General features: G+C 65.1%; 18 protein-coding genes. 16 read left to right on the top strand and 2 right to left on the bottom strand.

All coding sequences use genetic code 11. The features are described from left to right. The first annotated feature begins 23 nt into the window (after positions 1–23). Positions 24–314: a 4a-hydroxytetrahydrobiopterin dehydratase gene (locus K3163_RS10935; RefSeq protein WP_221427873.1), complete on the top strand. Its 291-nt coding sequence runs from the start codon at positions 24–26 to the stop codon at positions 312–314. A 2-nt stretch (positions 315–316) separates the two neighbouring features. Here K3163_RS10935 and K3163_RS10930 read toward each other — a convergent pair whose 3' ends face one another. Together K3163_RS10930 and K3163_RS10925 are read right to left on the bottom strand one after the other, a co-directional pair. Further along, positions 317–1,123, bottom strand: a complete 807-nt coding sequence (locus K3163_RS10930; RefSeq protein WP_221554232.1) for an SDR family oxidoreductase — start codon at positions 1,121–1,123, stop codon at positions 317–319. A gap of 15 nt (positions 1,124–1,138) precedes the next feature. Further along, positions 1,139–1,756 (bottom strand): DNA-3-methyladenine glycosylase family protein, encoded by a 618-nt coding sequence (locus K3163_RS10925; RefSeq protein ID WP_221554231.1) that lies wholly within the window; start codon positions 1,754–1,756, stop codon positions 1,139–1,141. An 87-nt stretch (positions 1,757–1,843) separates the two neighbouring features. On the opposite strand from K3163_RS10925, the gene K3163_RS10920 reads away from it, so the two are divergent. The 15 genes from K3163_RS10920 (at position 1,844) to murC (ending at position 17,553) form a co-directional block, all read left to right on the top strand. Then, a complete protein-coding gene (locus K3163_RS10920) occupies positions 1,844–2,161 on the top strand; it encodes a 2Fe-2S iron-sulfur cluster-binding protein (protein ID WP_221427876.1) in 318 nt (105 codons plus the stop codon). Positions 2,162–2,203: 42 nt separating this feature from the next. Beyond that, positions 2,204–3,220 carry a cysteine synthase A gene (locus tag K3163_RS10915; RefSeq protein WP_221554230.1) on the top strand — a complete coding sequence of 339 codons (1,017 nt, stop codon included), beginning with the start codon at positions 2,204–2,206 and terminating at the stop codon, positions 3,218–3,220. A gap of 32 nt (positions 3,221–3,252) precedes the next feature. After that, the gene (locus tag K3163_RS10910; RefSeq protein WP_221427878.1) at positions 3,253–3,612 is read left to right on the top strand and encodes a hypothetical protein; all 360 of its coding nucleotides are present in this window, start codon (positions 3,253–3,255) and stop codon (positions 3,610–3,612) included. Beyond that, complete coding sequence (locus K3163_RS10905) at positions 3,590–4,342, top strand: motility-associated ABC transporter substrate-binding family protein (RefSeq protein WP_221554229.1); 753 nt, start codon at positions 3,590–3,592, stop codon at positions 4,340–4,342. Before K3163_RS10910 ends, K3163_RS10905 begins: the two co-directional genes overlap by 23 nt. A 421-nt stretch (positions 4,343–4,763) precedes the next feature. Further along, positions 4,764–5,189, top strand: a complete 426-nt coding sequence (locus K3163_RS10900) for a division/cell wall cluster transcriptional repressor MraZ (protein WP_244920221.1) — start codon at positions 4,764–4,766, stop codon at positions 5,187–5,189. Beyond that, on the top strand, positions 5,186–6,124 hold the full coding sequence (gene rsmH, locus K3163_RS10895; protein ID WP_221554228.1) for a 16S rRNA (cytosine(1402)-N(4))-methyltransferase RsmH: 939 nt from the start codon (positions 5,186–5,188) through the stop codon (positions 6,122–6,124). Before K3163_RS10900 ends, rsmH begins: the two co-directional genes overlap by 4 nt. Beyond that, entirely contained in the window at positions 6,121–6,636 is a 516-nt protein-coding gene (locus tag K3163_RS10890; RefSeq protein ID WP_221427882.1) for a hypothetical protein, read from the top strand. Before rsmH ends, K3163_RS10890 begins: the two co-directional genes overlap by 4 nt. A gap of 41 nt (positions 6,637–6,677) precedes the next feature. Beyond that, positions 6,678–8,390 (top strand): peptidoglycan D,D-transpeptidase FtsI family protein, encoded by a 1,713-nt coding sequence (locus tag K3163_RS10885; RefSeq protein ID WP_221554584.1) that lies wholly within the window; start codon positions 6,678–6,680, stop codon positions 8,388–8,390. Continuing rightward, positions 8,377–9,855 (top strand): UDP-N-acetylmuramoyl-L-alanyl-D-glutamate--2,6-diaminopimelate ligase, encoded by a 1,479-nt coding sequence (locus K3163_RS10880; RefSeq protein ID WP_221554227.1) that lies wholly within the window; start codon positions 8,377–8,379, stop codon positions 9,853–9,855. The genes K3163_RS10885 and K3163_RS10880 overlap by 14 nt, the downstream gene beginning before the upstream one ends. Then, positions 9,852–11,309 carry a UDP-N-acetylmuramoyl-tripeptide--D-alanyl-D-alanine ligase gene (locus tag K3163_RS10875; protein WP_221427884.1) on the top strand — a complete coding sequence of 486 codons (1,458 nt, stop codon included), beginning with the start codon at positions 9,852–9,854 and terminating at the stop codon, positions 11,307–11,309. The genes K3163_RS10880 and K3163_RS10875 overlap by 4 nt, the downstream gene beginning before the upstream one ends. Before the next feature lie 17 nt (positions 11,310–11,326). Next, on the top strand, positions 11,327–12,397 hold the full coding sequence (mraY, locus tag K3163_RS10870; protein ID WP_221427885.1) for a phospho-N-acetylmuramoyl-pentapeptide-transferase: 1,071 nt from the start codon (positions 11,327–11,329) through the stop codon (positions 12,395–12,397). Continuing rightward, positions 12,394–13,677, top strand: coding sequence for a UDP-N-acetylmuramoyl-L-alanine--D-glutamate ligase (gene murD, locus K3163_RS10865; RefSeq protein WP_221554226.1), 1,284 nt, complete (start codon positions 12,394–12,396; stop codon positions 13,675–13,677). Before mraY ends, murD begins: the two co-directional genes overlap by 4 nt. After that, entirely contained in the window at positions 13,674–14,942 is a 1,269-nt protein-coding gene (locus tag K3163_RS10860) for an FtsW/RodA/SpoVE family cell cycle protein (RefSeq protein ID WP_221554225.1), read from the top strand. The genes murD and K3163_RS10860 overlap by 4 nt, the downstream gene beginning before the upstream one ends. Continuing rightward, positions 14,939–16,135: an undecaprenyldiphospho-muramoylpentapeptide beta-N-acetylglucosaminyltransferase gene (gene murG / locus K3163_RS10855; RefSeq protein ID WP_221427888.1), complete on the top strand. Its 1,197-nt coding sequence runs from the start codon at positions 14,939–14,941 to the stop codon at positions 16,133–16,135. Before K3163_RS10860 ends, murG begins: the two co-directional genes overlap by 4 nt. Then, on the top strand, positions 16,132–17,553 hold the full coding sequence (murC, locus tag K3163_RS10850; protein WP_221554224.1) for a UDP-N-acetylmuramate--L-alanine ligase: 1,422 nt from the start codon (positions 16,132–16,134) through the stop codon (positions 17,551–17,553). The genes murG and murC overlap by 4 nt, the downstream gene beginning before the upstream one ends. Positions 17,554–17,583: the final 30 nt, after the last annotated feature.

Below are 17,583 nucleotides of genomic sequence, written 5' to 3'. Positions count from 1 at the left end.
CCAGCTAGAGGAGATTCGCAGCCATGCCCGTCGAGGAACTTACCGCCGAGGAACGTGACAGCTGGCTGCGCGCACTGCCCGAGTGGACGCTCACCCGTGAAGGCAAGGCGATCGAACGCAAGTTCGAATTCACCGATTTCGCCGAGGCTTTCGCATTCATGACGCGCATCGCGATCATCGCGGAGAAGCGCGACCACCATCCCGAATGGTTCAACGTCTACAACAAGGTAGAGATCACGCTGACCACGCATGACGCCGGCGGGCTGTCCCTGCGCGACGTCAACATGGCCAAGAAGATCGACAAGCTGGTCTGAAGCTATTTCCCCAGCGGACGCGTCGAATTGCGCGTCTGCTTGCGAACCCGGCCGGGCATCCAGCGCGCGCCGAAGGCAATCTGCTTGGCGGTCTTGCCCACCACGGTGTGCAGCTTTTCGCCATGCACCGCGTCCCACGCGGCCTTGGCCACTTCCTCCACCGGCGTGATCTCGAGGCCCGCCTCTTTCACGCGGCTGCGGATATCCTCGTTGGCTCTCGCGTTGGGATTGTGGTCGAGCAGCGGTGTGTCGATGAAGCTGGGCATGATCGAGCGGACCTTGATCCCGTCTTCCGCCCATTCGCCATCGAGGCTCTCGGTGATCGCGCGAACGCCGAACTTGGTTGCCGAATAGACGCTCGCTCCCGGCGTGCCGTAAATACCCGCGGCGCTCGCGGTATTGAGCAGGCATGATCCCGGCGCGGTCTTCCTGAGGTGCGGATAGGCCGCCTGCGCGCCGAACAGCACGCCCTTCAGGTTGATGTCGAGGCAGCGCTCGATTTCCTCGGTGCTGTTCTCCATGAGCGAGCCGCCCAGCGGAATGCCCGCATTGTTGGCGAGCACGTCGATCCGGCTGCCCGCGGCGGTGGCGAAGCCGTCGAGCGCTTCGTCCCAGTCCGCGCGCTCGCGCACATCGAACTTGTGCTGGTAGCTGAAGCCGTGGCCCATCATGCCGAGCGTTTCGCGCATGCCGGCCTCGTCGACATCGCCCACCCCGACGAACCAGTCGCGCTCCGCGAAATAGAGCGCGATCGCGCGCCCGATGCCCGATGCGCCGCCGGTGACGAAAATTGCCTTGCGCGTGCTCATGTTTTCCCTCCCGAATTACAGTGCCGGATCGGCATAGGCATGCCAGGTGAAGATGGCCATGGCCCCGCGATAGGGCTTCCACCTTTCCGCCAGCGCGCGGGTTTCCTTCTCGCTCGGCCGTTCCGGCATGTCGAGCAGCTTTCCGCAAGCCGCCTGAACGGCGAGATCGCCTGCCGGCCAGATATCTTGCCGCCCTTCGGCAAACAGCAGGTAGATCTCCGCCGACCAGCGGCCGATGCCCTTGATGCGGGTGAGCTCGGCAATCGCTTCCTCGTCGTCCGACGGAAGGTTTTCCAGATCGAGCTCGCCGCCTGCCACCAGTTCGCACAGGCTGCGCGCATAACCCTGTTTCTGGCGCGACAGCCCGCAGCCGCGCAGCGTGTCGAAATCTCGTGCGAGCAGTTCGTGTGCGTGCATTTCCTCGCCCAGCTCGGCCTCGAGCTTGTTCCATACCGATGATGCTGCCGCCACGCTTACCTGCTGGCCCACGATGGTGCGCAGGAGCGTGCGATAGCCCTTCGGGCGAATACGCTCTTCGGGATAGCCGACGCGTTCGAGCGCGCCTGCGACCACGGGGTCGTCCGAGGCCACCGCATCGAGATGCTCGCGTATCTGCGTCTTGGTGAGACCCATAGTGTGACTTGCCTTCCCGCCTCGCTTTGAATAGCAGCCCTTCGCATACGGCCCGCGCGGCGGGCGACGCAACACAGGAATGCATCGATGCCCAAGCTGATCGTCACCACCCGTGAAGGCGAAACTTCCGAAATCCAGGTCGAAGACGGCCTGACCGTGATGGAAGCCATCCGCGACAACGGCTTCGATGAGTTGCTGGCGTTGTGCGGCGGTTGCTGCAGCTGCGCGACCTGCCACGTGCATGTCGATCCCGAATTCACCGGCAAGCTTCCGGAAATGAGCGAAGATGAGGACGACCTTCTCGAGAGCTCGGACCACCGCGTCGAAACCTCGCGTCTCTCCTGCCAGATTCCCTTCACCGGCGATCTCGACGGGCTGAAGGTTACTATTGCCCCTGAAGATTGATGTTGTTTGCGTGAGGGGGCACCCGCGCCTACCTCGGCCAGCATGACACAAATTCCCGTACGCGAGCATACGCTCGACCTGATCGGCAATACTCCGCTGGTGCGGCTCGAAGGCCCCAGCAAGGAAGCCGGCTGCGACATTTATGGCAAATGCGAATTCGCCAACCCCGGCGCTTCGGTAAAGGACCGCGCTGCGCTCTACATCATCCGCGATGCAGAAGCGCGCGGCGAGCTGAAGCCGGGCGGCTGCGTGGTTGAAGGCACTGCCGGCAACACCGGCATCGGCATCGCGCTGGTGGCCAATGCGCTGGGCTACAAGACGATCATCGTCATGCCTGACAACCAGTCAGCTGAGAAGATGGCGACCCTGCGCGCACTGGGTGCCGAACTCGTCACCGTGCCGCCGACCAAATATGCCGACCCCAATCACTTCCAGCACGTCTCGCGCCGCATGGCGGAAGAGACCGAGGGCGCGATCTGGGCAGGCCAGTTCGACAATACCGCCAACCGCAAGGCGCATATCGAGGGCACGGCAAAGGAAATCTGGGAGCAGACCGGAGGCCGGATCGACGGCTTCACCTGCGCGGCTGGTACCGGCGGCACGATCGCCGGGGTCGGAATGGGCCTCAAGGAATTCGACGAGAACGTCGTGATCGCGCTGACCGATCCGCACGGCGCGGCACTCTATAACTACTACGCAAACGGCGAACTGAAGGGCGAGGGCTCCTCGGTCGCCGAGGGCATCGGGCAGGGCCGCATCACCGGCAACCTCGAAGGCGCGCCGATCGATACGCAGTTCCGCATTTCGGACGAGGAAGGCCTCGGCTGGGTTGCGCGGCTGCTGCGCGAAGAAGGCCTCTGTCTCGGCCTGTCGAGCGGGATCAATGTCGCCGGCGCCATCGCGCTGGGCAAGCAGCTTGTGGCCGAAGGGCGCGAGAATCCCCGCGTCGTGACCATCCTTTGCGATACCGGCTTCCGCTACCTCTCGACGCTCTACAATGCCGACTGGCTGCGCTCGAAGGACCTGCCGGTTTTCGAGTGGCTCGAAGACGGCGATTGACGCGAGCGGCGGCAGCGCCCAAGTTTTGGGCCATGCCACGCCATTTCGACCTTACCCGTGACAAGCCGACCCTCGAGGATGTGACCGACGTGCCGCTCGGCGGCACGCGCGCACAGGCCATGCAGCGCCTGCAGGTGGGTGTCGGCGGCGTGGTGCTGATGATCCTCCTCGTCGGCCTTGCCAGCCTCATCCAGGACCGTACCCGCGAAGTCGATGCGGCCGCGGTTCCGGCAGCTGCGCCGACCACCGAGCCGAGCGCCGCGCCGACGCAGAACGATCCGCTGGTCGAAGCAGGCGTCGTTCCCGACCTGCCCGCCCAGCCGACGCCCACGCAGTCGCCTGCCGTCGTTCCGGAACAGGGCAGCCAGAATGCCGACCAGCCTGCGCGCTAGCGTGCTCGCCATATCGCTGGGACTGCTGCTGGCCGCGTGCAATGCCGCGCCGGAGGCCAGTGGCGATCTTGGCGGTGGCGAAAGCGGACCGACGCTGGGTCTCTTCAGCACGCTGCCAATCTACTGGGGCGAGGGCGCGGACATCTCTTCGATGATCGAAGGGGGAAGCCAGCCAGGATGGGTACGCGCACAACTGGAGGAAGATCGCACGCTGACGCCACTCGATACGCTCGAGGCAGATGCGCTCGAAGGGCTGGAAGAGGTCGTGCTCGCCCAGCCGAGACCGCTTGCGCCATCGGAAAACGTGGCTTTCGACGCCTGGCTGCGCGCTGGCGGAAAGGCGCTCATCTTTGCCGATCCCGTGCTCACCCAGCACAGCGAGTTCGCGATCGGCGATCCGCGCCGTCCGCACGACATGGTGCTCATCTCTCCGCTGCTCACGCGCTGGGGCCTCGAGCTGAAATTCGACGATGCGCAGTCCGAAGGGCAACGCGAGGCGGCATTTGGACAAGTCGCCGTCCCGGTGGAGCTTGCAGGCGAGTTCGAAAGCTCGGGAGAAGATCCGAAGGCGCAATGCACGATAGCCGAAAGCGGCATCGCCGCTCGCTGCAGCGTGGGTGAGGGCGAGGTGCTCCTGATCGCCGATGCGGCGCTTCTGGACGACCACTACGACACGCCCGAACGCCGCGAAGCGCTCGCCGCTCTCACCGCTTCCATCTTCGGCGACTAGGCAGCCACGGGAAATTGCGGGACTCGGCCCGGGATAATCCGGGACTCGGGCGGGGAAAGCACGGGATTACCCGTGATTCTCGGGACTTTTCCGTGGTTTGCATTTACGCTTTGGCAAGGATTGGGTGCACTGTTCACAGAAATAAGTGATTTAAAATCAACTAGTTGCAGACTAATCCCGTAAAATCCCGCAATTTTCCCTTCCATCCCCGCGCCTCCCGCGATAAATCCAACACACATCGGACATGCCAGTGTCTTTGCGCGCATCGCCATTCGCGAAGCGGGCCGGCGGAGCTTTGCGCTTCGGCGGACGGGGGAGCTGTGTCCGGGGAGGACGATAAACGCCAGCTGGGGACAGGGCAGTGCAATTCGGAGGGTACAGCGGACAAGCCTACTCGCCTGCGGGCGATAAAGGCCGCTTTGTGCTCCCGCCGCTGTTCCGCAAGGCCGTGAAGGAAAGCTCCGACGGCCGCGTTCTGTGCCTCATGAAGCATCCGACCTGGAACTGCCTCACCGGCTTCGGCCTTTCGCGCAAGAACGAACTCGACGCCCAGCTCGATCGCGAGGAAGAACTCGCATACAAGGTCGGCCGCGACTTCGACCGCGACACCCGCGCCAGCCAGCTCTTCGGCTTCGTCGAACTGCCCTTCGACGACAGCGGCCGCTTCGTCATGCCCGAACACCTGCGCACTCTCGGCCGGATCGAGGATGGCCTCTACTTCCAGGGCGGTGGCCGCTTCTTCACCTTGTGGAACCCTGCGCAGCTCGCCGAAATGGGCGACGACTGGGCCAGCGCCAAGGCGGCCTGCGAAAGCTTCCTTGCCGACGCGAAAGCGAAGGGCAAATGAGCGAAGCACCCCACATCCCCGTCCTCCTCGACGAGGTAATCGAGGCACTCGACCCGCAGCCGGGCGACGTGCTGATCGACGCGACATTCGGCGCGGGCGGCTACACTCGGGCGCTTCTGGAGCGCGGTGCCGTCGTGCATGCGTTCGACCGGGATCCCGACGCTATTGCTGCGGGTCGCACCTGGCGGGAGACGGAGGAAAATCCGCCCCGCCTCATTCTTCATCCGCATCGTTTCTCTGAAATGCTCGAAGTCATGCGCGATGCCGGCGTCGAAAGCGTCGACGGCGTCGTCATGGATATCGGCGTTTCCTCGATGCAGCTCGACCAGGCCGAGCGCGGCTTTGCCTTCTCCGCCGATGGCCCGCTCGACATGCGCATGAGCCAGGAGGGCGAAAGCGCTGCGGACTTCCTCAACACTGCCGAGGAAAGCCGGATCGCGGACGTGATCTACCAGTTTGGCGAGGAACGCCAGTCGCGCCGCGTGGCCCGCGCGATCGTCGCCGCGCGCCCGCTGGAGACGACCGGCGATCTGGCGCGCGTCGTGCGCAAGGCGCTTGGCTACAAGCCGAGCGACAAGAAGGACCCGGCCACCCGCACATTCCAGGCCATCAGAATTCACGTGAACGGCGAGCTCGACGAACTGTCCCAAGGGTTGTCGGCTGCCGAACACCTGCTGCGCGAAGGGGGCCGCCTCGCGGTGGTCAGCTTCCACAGCCTCGAAGACCGGATCGTCAAGCGCTACCTGCGCGAGGCATCCTCGACCCCGAGCGCCTCGCGACATGTCCCCATGGTCGCGCAGGTCGATCCGGTCTTCTCAAGAGTTTCCAAGGCGATCAAGCCGTCGCAGGCCGAAATCGAGCGCAACCCGCGCTCGCGTTCCTCCGTGCTCCGCCACGCCGTGCGCACCTCCACTCCGGCGAGGGAGGCGGCATGACGACGCACACCTCCCGCCTGCGCCAGATAGGCTGGCTCGTGCTGCTCGGTGCGTGCCTCGCTGCGTTCCTCGCGCTGACTTTCAAGGTCAACGCGGTGAAGAGCGACGTGCGCCTCGTCGAACGCCAGATCATCGCGGCAGAGCGCGCCAAGCAGATGCTCGAAACCGAGTTCCAGACCCGCGCCAACCAGCACCAGCTGGCAGACTGGAACCGGGTCGAATTCGGCTACAGCGCCCCGCGCGCCGACCAGTATCTCGAACAGGAGCGCCAGCTTGCCGTGCTCGGCACTCCGCGCGGTATCGGTGCGCCGCAGCCCATTCGTGTCGCCATGGCCGACGCCGGCGAGAGCGAGGAAGAGGGGCTGTTCGACGAATGGCTCGGCTCGGACGATGCAAAGCAGGTCGCAGTCGTGCAACCGGCTGAACCGTCCCGGCGCCTTGCGAGCAGCCTCGCCCAGCGACTGGCCCAGCCCGCTCGTGTCTCGGTAGCAGCGGCAGAGGTTGGCCAGTGAACGCTTTCTCCGCTCTCCACGGTGGCCCGGGGGCGGTGAGCATGGCGATGGCAAGTGGGCGGGTCCAACTCGTCACCATCCGCCAGCAATCGCTCGATCTTGCGCGCTGGCGCGTTCTCTGGATCGCGGTCGGCTTCGCTTTCGTGGCCCTGCTTGCACTCACGCGGATCGCCTATCTCGGCATCGGCGGCGAGGGTGCGCGCGCGACCTCTCTGGAAGACGCGCTGCTTCCCTCGCGCGGCCAGATCGTCGATCGCAACGGCGTGCCCATGGCGCGAGCCTTCCCGGCCTATGCCCTGTGGTTCAATCCCAAGGCGATGGGCGAAGACGGCGCGCCGCTCGTCGGAACGCCGGAAGGCGTGGCGGCCAAGCTCAAGGCGATTTTCCCCGACCTCGACCAGAAGGAAGTCGCTGCCCAGCTCGCCAGCGGCAAGGCGGGCTACATCCGCAAGCGCTTGCTGCCCGAGGAAGCCAACCGCGTCCACGAACTGGGCGAACTCGCGCTCGAAATGCCGACCGAAGAAGACCGCCACTATCCGCAAGGCAAGATGGCGGCGCACGTGCTCGGTTATGTCGCTGCCGACGGCAAGGGCCGAGTCGGCATGGAGCAGGTCTTCGACGATCACCTTTCCAGCCCGCTGACTCGTGGCACGCCGGTCGCGCTGTCGATCGACGTTCGTGTGCAGGGCGCCCTCGAGGACGAACTGCGTCGCGGCATGAAGCTGACCCGCGCGCAGGGCGGTGCGGGTATCGTGCTCGATGTCGACACGGGCGAAGTCATTGCGCTCGCCAGCCTTCCCGAATTCGATCCGAACAAGATCGATGCCGAGGGCGAGAAGCTGATGTTCAACCGCGTGACCAACCAGGTCTACGAGCTCGGCTCCACCTTCAAGCCGCTGACCGTGGCAGCCGCGATCGACAGCGGCATGCTGCGCGACCTCGGCCGCGACTTCGACGCTTCACCGGTCACGGTCGGTCGCTTCACGATCCGCGACAGCCACAAGATGGACCCGGAAATGAATGCGGTGGAGACACTGATCCACTCGTCGAACACGACGACCGCGCGTATCGCCGACGAGCTCGGTGCGGAACGCCTTCGTCGCTACATGATAGATCTGGGTATGAACGCCCGTCCTGAAATCGAAATTCCCGCGCGCGGCTTTCCTATCTGGCCGGGCGACAAGTGGCCGCGTCTGACCAACATGACCGTCGGCTTCGGACACTCGATCGCGGTGACGCCGCTCCACCTCGCCAGCGCCTATGCAGCCATGGTCAATGGCGGCGTCTATCGCCCGGCCACGCTCAAGAAGCTCGGCCCGGGCGAGGCGCCCAAGGGCCGCCGCGTATTCAAGGCTTCGACTTCCAGCCGCATGCGCCAGATGCTGCGCGCCATCTCGGTCTATGGCACCGGCCGCAGCGCCGATGCTCCCGGTTACCGCGTGGGCGGCAAGACCGGCTCGGCCGAGAAGCCGGGCGGTAAGGCCGGCTATCGCAAGACTGCGCTGGTCTCGACCTTCGCAGCGGCCTTCCCGATGGATCGCCCGCGCTATGTCGTGATCGCCATGCTCGACGAGCCGCGCGGCACGCTTGCCAGCTCCTACCAGCGTACCGCCGCCTGGAACGCAGCGCCCATCGTGGGCCGTCTCGTGCCGCGTATCGGCCCGCTGATCGGGGTGCTTCCCGACGACACGCGCGACATCGACATTTCCGCCATCACCCCGCTCATTCCGGAGGCGCAGGATGAAGCTGAGTAAGCTCTGCGCCCAGGCCGGGATCGCGTGTCCGGGCGATGGCGAGGTCAATGTGACCGGCTTCGCGATCGACAATCGCAAGGTCGCGCCCGGCACGGTCTTCGGTGCATTCCAGGGCACGAAGGTCAATGGCGAGGACTTCATCCCCGCCGCTATCGAGGCCGGCGCCGTAGCCGTCATCGCGCGCGCAGAGGCGAAGGTGGACGGTGCGATCCACATCGCCAGCGATAATCCGCGCAAGACTTTCGCCGAACTGGCCGCGCAGTTCTTCACGCCCGTTCCGGAGCACATCGTTGCGGTTACGGGTACCAACGGGAAGACCAGCTGCGTCGAGATGACCCGCCAGATATGGCGCATGTCGGGCGAGCGCGCCGCGAGCATCGGTACGCTTGGTGTCACCACGCCCGACGAGAGCGTTTCGACCGGTCTCACCACGCCCGATATCGTCACCTTCCTTTCGAACATGAGCGGGCTGGCTCGCGAAGGCGTGACGCATGTCGCCTACGAGGCATCGAGCCACGGCCTGTCGCAGTATCGCAACGAGGGCATCCCGGTCGAAGCAGCCGGCTTCACCAATTTCAGCCGCGACCACCTCGATTACCACGCGGACATGGAAGACTATTTCGCTGCCAAGATGCGCCTCTTCGACGAGGTCGTCTCGGACGATGCGACTGCGGTCATCTGGATGGGCGCGGGCGACAGCGGGTGGAATAAGCGCGTCGTCGAACACGCCGAGAAACGCGGTCTCGCCATCATGACCGTGGGCGAGGAGGGTGAGGACATCCATCTCTCACGCCGCGAGCCGACGCAGCTCGGCCAGTCGTTGACGGTCGAGCACGCGGGGACCGAACGCACCATCAACTTGCCGCTGATCGGCGCCTACCAGGTGTCGAACGCGCTCGTTTCGGCCGGCCTTGCGCTGGCGAGCGGGATCGATGCGAGCCGCGTCTGGGATGCGGTTGCGCGCCTCCAGCCCGTGCGCGGGCGGCTCGAGCGTGCCGTCATCGCTCCGAGCGGCGCACCCGTATATATCGACTATGCCCACACGCCCGACGCGCTCGAGGCCGCGATTGCGGCGCTGCGTCCGCATGTCTCGGGCAGGCTCATCACCGTTTTCGGCGCGGGCGGCGATCGTGACCACGGCAAGCGCGCCCCGATGGGCGAAGCCGCTGCCAAGGCGAGTGACCTCGTCATCGTCACCGACGACAATCCACGCGGCGAAGATCCTGCGGAAATCCGCCGCCAGGTGCTTGAAGGCGCGCCGCAAGCGCGCGAGGTCGCAGGCCGCCGCGAAGCCATCCATGCTGCCATTGCCGAAGCGGGCAGGGACGACATCGTCCTCGTCGCGGGCAAGGGACACGAAACGGGTCAGATAATCGGATCGGGAGAAAACATGCGGGTCCATCCCTTCGACGACGTGGAAGTCGCACGCGAATGCGCGGCGCTTATTGCAAGAGGTGACGCGTGAGCGCCGCCATCCTGCGCCACCCGGCCTATCAGGAATGGCCTGCCGATCCGCGCGACCGCCTCCCGCTCACCCTTTGGGACGCACAAAGCATTGCCGAGGCGGTCGGCGGACAGGCTTCGGGGGACTTCCAGGTCTCCGGGGTCGAAATGGACAGCCGCGATGTCGTGAACGGCGACCTCTTCTTCGCCCTCAAGGGCGAGGCGATGGACGGCCACCGTTTCCTCGACAAGGCTTTCGAGAACGGGGCTGCCGCTGCCGTGGTCGATCGCCCGGTCGACTATCCGCATATCCTCGTCGAGGACACCAATGAGGCGCTCGAAGCGCTCGCTGCGGCCTCGCGGGCACGCACCGAGGCGAAGATCATCGGTGTCACAGGATCGGTCGGCAAGACCGGGGTCAAGGAAGCCATCTTCGCAGCTCTCGAGCGCGCAAGCCGCGGCGCGGCGCATCGCTCGACGCGCAGCTACAACAACCATGTCGGCGTGCCGCTCAGCCTCGCGCGCATGCCCGCCCGCAGCCGTTTCGGCATTTTCGAAATGGGCATGAACCACAAGGGCGAGATCGAAGGCCTGACCGCGCAGGTCCGTCCGCATGTCGCCGTCATCACCACGATCGCACCCGCGCATATCGAGAACCTCGGTTCGATGGAGGCGATCGCCGATGCCAAGGCGGAAATCTTTGCCGGGCTTGAGCAAGGCGGCATCGCCGTGATCCCCGCCGACAGCGAATATTTCGAGCGCCTGCGTCTCGCCGCGCTGCGCAAGGGCGCAAAGGTCGTCAGCTTCGGTCGCTCGAAGAAGGCTGACATGCGCCTGCTCGATGCGATCCCGAGCGCCAATGGCGGCAGTCTCGTTACTTGCGAATTCGACACCGGACGCCTGTGCTACACGGTCGCCGAACCGGGCGAGCACTGGGTTGCCAACTCGCTCGCCGTGATGGCCGCGGTGCGCGCTGCCGGCGGTGACATGGCCGCAGCCGGTCTCGCGCTTGCCGAGATGGGCGGGCTCAAGGGGCGCGGCGAGCGCCACGGCATCGATGCACCTGGCGGCAAGGCGCTGCTGATCGATGAAAGCTACAACGCCAATCCCGCCAGCATGCGCGCCACGCTCGCGCAGCTCGGCCAGACACCCTCGAGCCGCCGCATCGCCGTGCTGGGCTCGATGAAGGAGCTCGGCGACTTCGCCGCCAAGTTCCATGCAGGCCTGTCCGAGAGCCTGATTTCCGCAGATGTCGACTATGCGTTGCTTGTGGGCGACGAGATGGGCGCTCTGGCGCGGGAATTGGGGAAACCGGCCTTCAACTCGCTTGGCAAGCCGCTCGAGTGGGAGCATTGCAAATCTGCCGAGGAGGCCATCGCATTGCTGGAGGATTTCGGCATCGTCGCAGGCGATGCCGTGCTGGTGAAGGGCTCTAACTCGGTCGGGCTCGGCAAGCTCGTCGAACACTTTACCTAGGGAAGCCAAGCCGCCCGATGCTCTATTTCCTCGCCGAGTATTTTAATTTCGAAGGGCTGTTCAACCTCGTCCGCTACCAGACGGCGCGTGCAGGCGCGACGCTGCTCACGGCGCTGCTGATCGGCCTCGTCATCGGCCCCCGCTTCATCGACATGCTGCGCGTGCGCCAGGGCAAGGGCCAGCCGATCCGCGAGGACGGGCCGCAGACGCATCTCGCCAAGGTCGGTACGCCCACCATGGGCGGCCTGATGATCCTGATCAGCCTGACGCTGTCCATGCTGCTCTGGATGGACCTGTCCAATCCCTTCGTCTGGGCCTGCATGGCGGTGACCGGCGGCTTCGGCCTGATCGGCTTCCTCGACGATTACGACAAGGTCAGCAAGGCCAGCCACAAGGGCGTTTCGGGCAAGGTCCGGCTGCTGTTCGAGTTCATCGTCGCAGGCGCAGCGAGCTGGCTCATCGTCAGCCAGATCAACACCTTCCTCTACGTCCCCTTCATCAATGACTTCGGCATCGAGCTGGGGCCGTTCTACTTCGTCTTCGCCGCCTTCGTGATCGTGGGCGCGGGCAATGCGGTGAACCTCACCGACGGGCTCGACGGCCTTGCGACCATGCCGGTGATCATCGCCGCGGGCACCTTTGCAGTCATCGCCTATCTCGTGGGCCGCGTGGACTATTCCGAATATCTCGGCATTCCGCATGTCCCGGGCGCAGGGGAGCTTGCGATCTTCTGTGCGGCGATCATGGGGGCGGGGCTCGCCTTCCTCTGGTTCAACGCGCCGCCGGCCGCCGTCTTCATGGGCGACACCGGCTCGCTGGCCCTTGGCGGCGCGCTTGGCGCGATCGCCGTTGCCACCCACCACGAAGTCGTCCTCGCGATCGTCGGCGGGCTCTTCGTCTTCGAGGCGCTTTCGGTCATCATCCAGGTCTTCTGGTTCAAGCGCACGGGGCGGCGGGTCTTCCGCATGGCCCCCATCCACCACCATTTCGAGCAGCTCGGCTGGTCCGAGAGCAAGGTCGTCATCCGCTTCTGGATCGTCGCCATCGTGCTCGCACTCCTGGGGCTGGCAACGCTCAAGCTCAGATGATCACCTCGCCCGCCTGGAAGGACAAGAAATACGCGGTGCTCGGCCTCGCGCGGTCCGGCCGGGCGACGGTCGAGGCGCTTCTGGCCGCGGGCGCGGACGTGCTGGTGTGGGACGACCGCGAGGAGGCGCGCGAGCCTTACAATGGGCGCTGCGCGATCGGCGATCCGCTCGAAGCGGACCTTACCGGATATGCGGGCGTCATCGTCAGCCCCGGCGTCCCGCTCAACACCCACCCGATCAAGCCCCATGCCGACAAGTTCGGCGTGCCAGTGATTGGCGATGTCGAACTGTTCGCACAGGCGCGCGAGCACCTGCCGGCGCACAAGGTCGTCGGCATTACGGGCACCAACGGCAAGTCGACCACCACCGCGCTGGTCCACCATATCCTCAAGACCGCAGGCGTGCCGACCACCATGGGCGGCAATATCGGCCTGCCGATCCTCGAGCAGGAGCCTCTGCCGGAAGGCGGGGTCTATGTACTGGAGCTGTCGAGCTACCAGATCGACCTGACCTATTCGCTCGATTGCGATGTGGCGGTGCTGCTGAACATCACGCCGGATCATCTGGACCGGTATGATGGGGACTTCGCGAAGTATGCGGCGAGCAAAGCGCGACTCTTTTCGATGCAGTCCGCCAACCAGTTCGCTGTAGTCGATTACCGCGCCGAAGCAGATGAAGGCGTGCTTGACCACGCTGAGGACCCGTTGATTCAATTCATCGACGACATCGATCCGGGCGACCAAGAAACATGGCTTGCGCTACAAGGACCACATAATCGGCAGAACGCTTCTGCGGCGAAGGCTGTTTGTGAAGATCTAGGCTTGTCGAGTGATGAAATTGCCGAAGGTCTTCGCACATATGGCGGTCTCCCGCATCGCATGGAACGTGTCGCGGAAATCTCCGGTGTTGCCTACGTCAACGACAGCAAGGGGACGAACACCGCTGCCTCCGCTCCCGCGCTCGCGGCCTTCGACAACATCCACTGGATCCTCGGCGGCCTCGCCAAGGAGCCGGGTCTGGGCGAGTGCGAGGCCGAACTGCCCCACGTCAAAGCCGCCTACACCATCGGCAAGGCCGGGCCGGACTTTGCCGCGCTGCTGGAAGGCCGCGTGCCGGTGGAACAGTGCGAAACGCTTGATCGCGCGGTGACGGCAGCTGCCGCCAAGGCAGAGGCGGGCGACACCGTCCTGCTCTCGCCCGCCTGCGCGAGCTTCGACCAGTACACCGACTTCGAGAAGCGCGGCGAGCATTTCCGCGAGCTGGTGGAGGCGCTGGCATGAATGCGCAGCAGCCCTTCGTTCCCGGCGCCAAGCGCAAGCCTGCGCATATCCCGGGCGGCAAGCTTTCGCGCTGGAGCCAGATCAAGATCTGGTGGCGCGAGATCGACCGGGTGCTGCTCGGCCTGATCCTTCTCCTGATGGCGCTCGGCACCATCGCGGTCGCAGCGGCGAGCCCTGCAAGCGCCAACCGCCTGTCGACTTCGGCCGAGACACTCGACCCCCTCTACTTCTTCTGGCGGCACCTGATCTGGCAGGTCATTGCATTGGGCGTGCTTGTCGGTGCCTCGCTCCTGACCCGGGAGAACGCGCGGCGTCTCGGCGTGCTGCTGGCAGGCGGGATGATCGGTCTCATGTTCCTCGTTCCCTTCATCGGGGTGGAGATCAACGGCGCGCGGCGCTGGATCAATCTCGGCATGCAGTTCCAGCCGTCCGAATTCCTGAAGCCCGCCTTTGCCATCACCCTGGCGTGGATCCTGTCATGGCGGATGCGCGATCCGAACCTTCCGGTGCTGACCATCGCGACCGGTGTGCTGGTGCTCATTGCCGCTTTGCTCATGCTGCAGCCGAACCTCGGCGGTACCATCCTGTTCGGCGGCGTTTGGTTCGTGATGGTCGTCCTCTCGGGCGTGGAGGTGAAAAAGCTCGGCGCTGTGATCGGCGGTGCACTCGCCGCACTGACCGCGACCTATTTCCTCTACGACAACGCGCGTCACCGCATCGATTCCTTCTTCGGCGGCGGCACTGCTTTCGACCAGGTCGACCTTGCCAGTCGCACGCTCGTGGCTGGCGGCTGGACCGGTGCTGGCTACGGCCTCGGCATTCGCAAGATGAGCCTGCCAGAGGCGCATACCGACTATATCTTCTCGGTCATCGGCGAGGAATTCGGCCTTATCGCCTGCGCGGTGATCGTGTGCCTCTACCTTGCCATCATTGTACGGGTGCTGATGCGGCTGGTGGACGAGGACGACCTGTTCGCGCTGCTCGCCGGAACCGGCCTTGTCGCGCTGCTCGGCGGGCAGGCCTTCATCAATATCCTCGTGAACCTCCAGCTCTTCCCCTCGAAGGGCATGACGCTGCCGTTGGTGAGCTACGGCGGGTCCTCGACCATCGCCATCTGCCTTACCGTCGGGCTGCTCGTCGCAGTCACGCGGCGCAATCCCTATCTCAAGACCACCACAAGGGGACTTGGCGACCTGCTGGGCATCGGGCAGGGGGATGGAATGAATGCAAACAAGGCGCGCAGCACGCGCGAAATCCACCAATGACCGGGTCGTCACGTCATTATGTCCTCGCTGCCGGCGGTACCGGCGGTCATTTGCTTCCGGCATTCGCGCTGGCAGGCGAGCTCGAGCGGCGCGGCCACCATGTCGCGCTGATCACCGACGAGCGCGGCGAGGCGATCCCCGGCAAACCCGACTTCATGCCCGCGCATGTCATTCCTGCAGGCCGCTTCGGCAAGAACCCGTTGCAATGGCTGAGGGGCGCGAAATCCGTGCTCGAAGGCCGCAAGATGGCGCTGCGCCTGTTCGACAGCTTCCAGCCGAGCGCGGTCGTCGGCTTCGGCGGCTATCCCTCGCTTCCTGCAATCCTCGCCAGCACTTCGGCGGGCATTCCCACCATCGTGCATGAGCAGAACGCCGTGCTCGGCCGCGTGAACCGCCTGCTGGCAGGCCGCGTCGAGGCGATCGCGACTGCCTATCCCGATGTGCAGCGCCTCAAGCCCGCGCACCAGGGCAAGACCTACCTGGTCGGCAATCCCGTGCGCCACGAGGTCCTCTCGCTGCGCGACGAACCATTCCCGGCCTATGGCGAAGACGGACTGCTGCGCGTCCTCGTGACCGGCGGCAGCCAGGGCGCGCGTGTCCTTTCCGAGATCGTGCCCGATGGCCTCGCCATGCTGCCCCCCGCGATCCGCCAGCGCCTGCAGGTCACCCAGCAGTGCCGCCCCGAGGATCTCGACGCGGTGCGCGAGCGCTATCGCAACCACGGCATCCCGGCAGAGCTCGCTACCTATTTCGAAGATATGGCGACGCGGCTGGCCGATGCGCATCTCTTCATCGGGCGCGCGGGCGCATCGACGATTGCCGAGCTGACCGCTGTCGGCCGTCCGGCCATCCTCATCCCGCTGCCCATCGCGACCGACGATCACCAGGCCGCCAACACCCGCGAAATGGCCAAGGCCGGCGGGGCGCGGATGATCCGGCAGGAAAAGTTCGAGGCCAAGGAACTGGCCAAGCAGATCCGTGTCCTTGCGGACGATCCGCAGGGGCTCGCCAACGCAGCGCACGCCGCGTGGAACTGCGGCCGTCCCAAGGCGGTCGAAGACCTCGCCGACCTCGTGGAGAGCTTCGGCGGAGCGGACATGATGGATGTCATCCGCGTGGGCGGAAACAATGCCCGCGGTGCAACACAGGGGCAGGTCGCAGGCCAGGGCGCCAAGCGGGAGAGCGCGGAATGAAGGGCGTACCTACCGATATCGGGACCATCCATTTCGTCGGCATCGGCGGCATCGGCATGTCGGGCATCGCGGAGGTGATGAACAACCTCGGCTATTCGGTGCAGGGTTCGGACATCAACGAGGGTCCCACTGTCGAGCGGCTGCGCGAGCAGGGCATCGACGTGAAGATCGGCCATGCGCCCGAGAACGTCGAAGGTGCCGCAGTGGTGGTCACTTCGACCGCGGTTCGCCGGACCAATCCCGAGGTCGCGCACGCGCTCGAAAACCGCATCCCGGTCGTGAAGCGCGCGGAAATGCTCGCCGAGCTCATGCGCCTCAAGTCGACCATCGCGGTCGCCGGAACGCACGGCAAGACAACCACCACCAGCATGATCGCCGCGCTGCTCGACAGCGGCAAGGTCGATCCCACGGTCATCAATGGCGGCATTATCGAACAGTACGGTTCGAACGCCCGCCTCGGTGACAGCGACTGGATGGTGATCGAGGCCGATGAGAGCGACGGCAGCTTCCTCCGCCTCGACGGCACGATTGCGGTAGTCACCAACATCGATCCAGAGCACCTCGATCACTATGGTGATTTCGAAGGAGTGAAGGACGCCTTCGTCGAGTTCATCCACAATGTGCCGTTCTACGGCGCGGCGATCCTGTGCATCGACCACCCGGAAGTGCAGGCCGTGATCGGCAAGGTCCGTGACCGCCGCGTGGTGACCTACGGCTTCAACCTGCAGGCCGATATCTGCGGGGTGAATGTCCAGCCGCATGAAGGCGGCAACCGCTTCGACGTGATCGTGCGCCAGCGAGGTCCCAAGGACCAGGCCGAAGACCGCCGGATCGAGAACGTGACGCTCCCGATGCCCGGTCGCCACAACGTCCAGAACGCGCTCGCCGCGATCGCCGTTGCAATCGAGATGGGCTGTCCGGACGAGGTCATCTGCAACGGCTTCGACAGCTTCAGCGGTGTGCGCCGGCGTTTCACCAATGTCGGCACCGTGGCCGGCGCGACCGTGATCGACGATTACGGCCACCACCCGGTCGAAATCCGCGCCGTGCTTTCTGCTGCTCGCGAGTCTGCAAAGAACCGCGTCATCGCAGTGGTCCAGCCGCATCGCTACACGCGCCTGCGCGACCTGATGGAAGACTTCCAGAGCGCCTTCAACGAGGCCGACCAGGTCTACGCAGCGCCCGTCTATGCTGCGGGCGAAGACCCGATCGAGGGCGTCGACAGCGCCGCGCTCGTGGCGGGTCTCAAGTCGCGCGGACACCGCTCGGCCGAAACGGTCGAGAACCGCGAGGACCTTGCAGCGAAACTCGCTGGGGAAATCGAAGAGGGCGATCTTATCGTCTGCCTCGGGGCAGGCGACATTACGAAATGGGCAGCGGGACTCGCCGATGCCATCGAAAGGGAACGCGCTTCGTAATGGATCAGCCGGGTGATGTCTGGAACTGGG

It is taken from the genome of Qipengyuania xiapuensis (genome assembly GCF_019711395.1).
Taxonomy (GTDB): domain Bacteria; phylum Pseudomonadota; class Alphaproteobacteria; order Sphingomonadales; family Sphingomonadaceae; genus Qipengyuania; species Qipengyuania xiapuensis.
The sequence above is the reverse complement of the archived record's forward strand: the minus strand, read 5'-3'. Positions and strand labels throughout refer to the sequence as shown.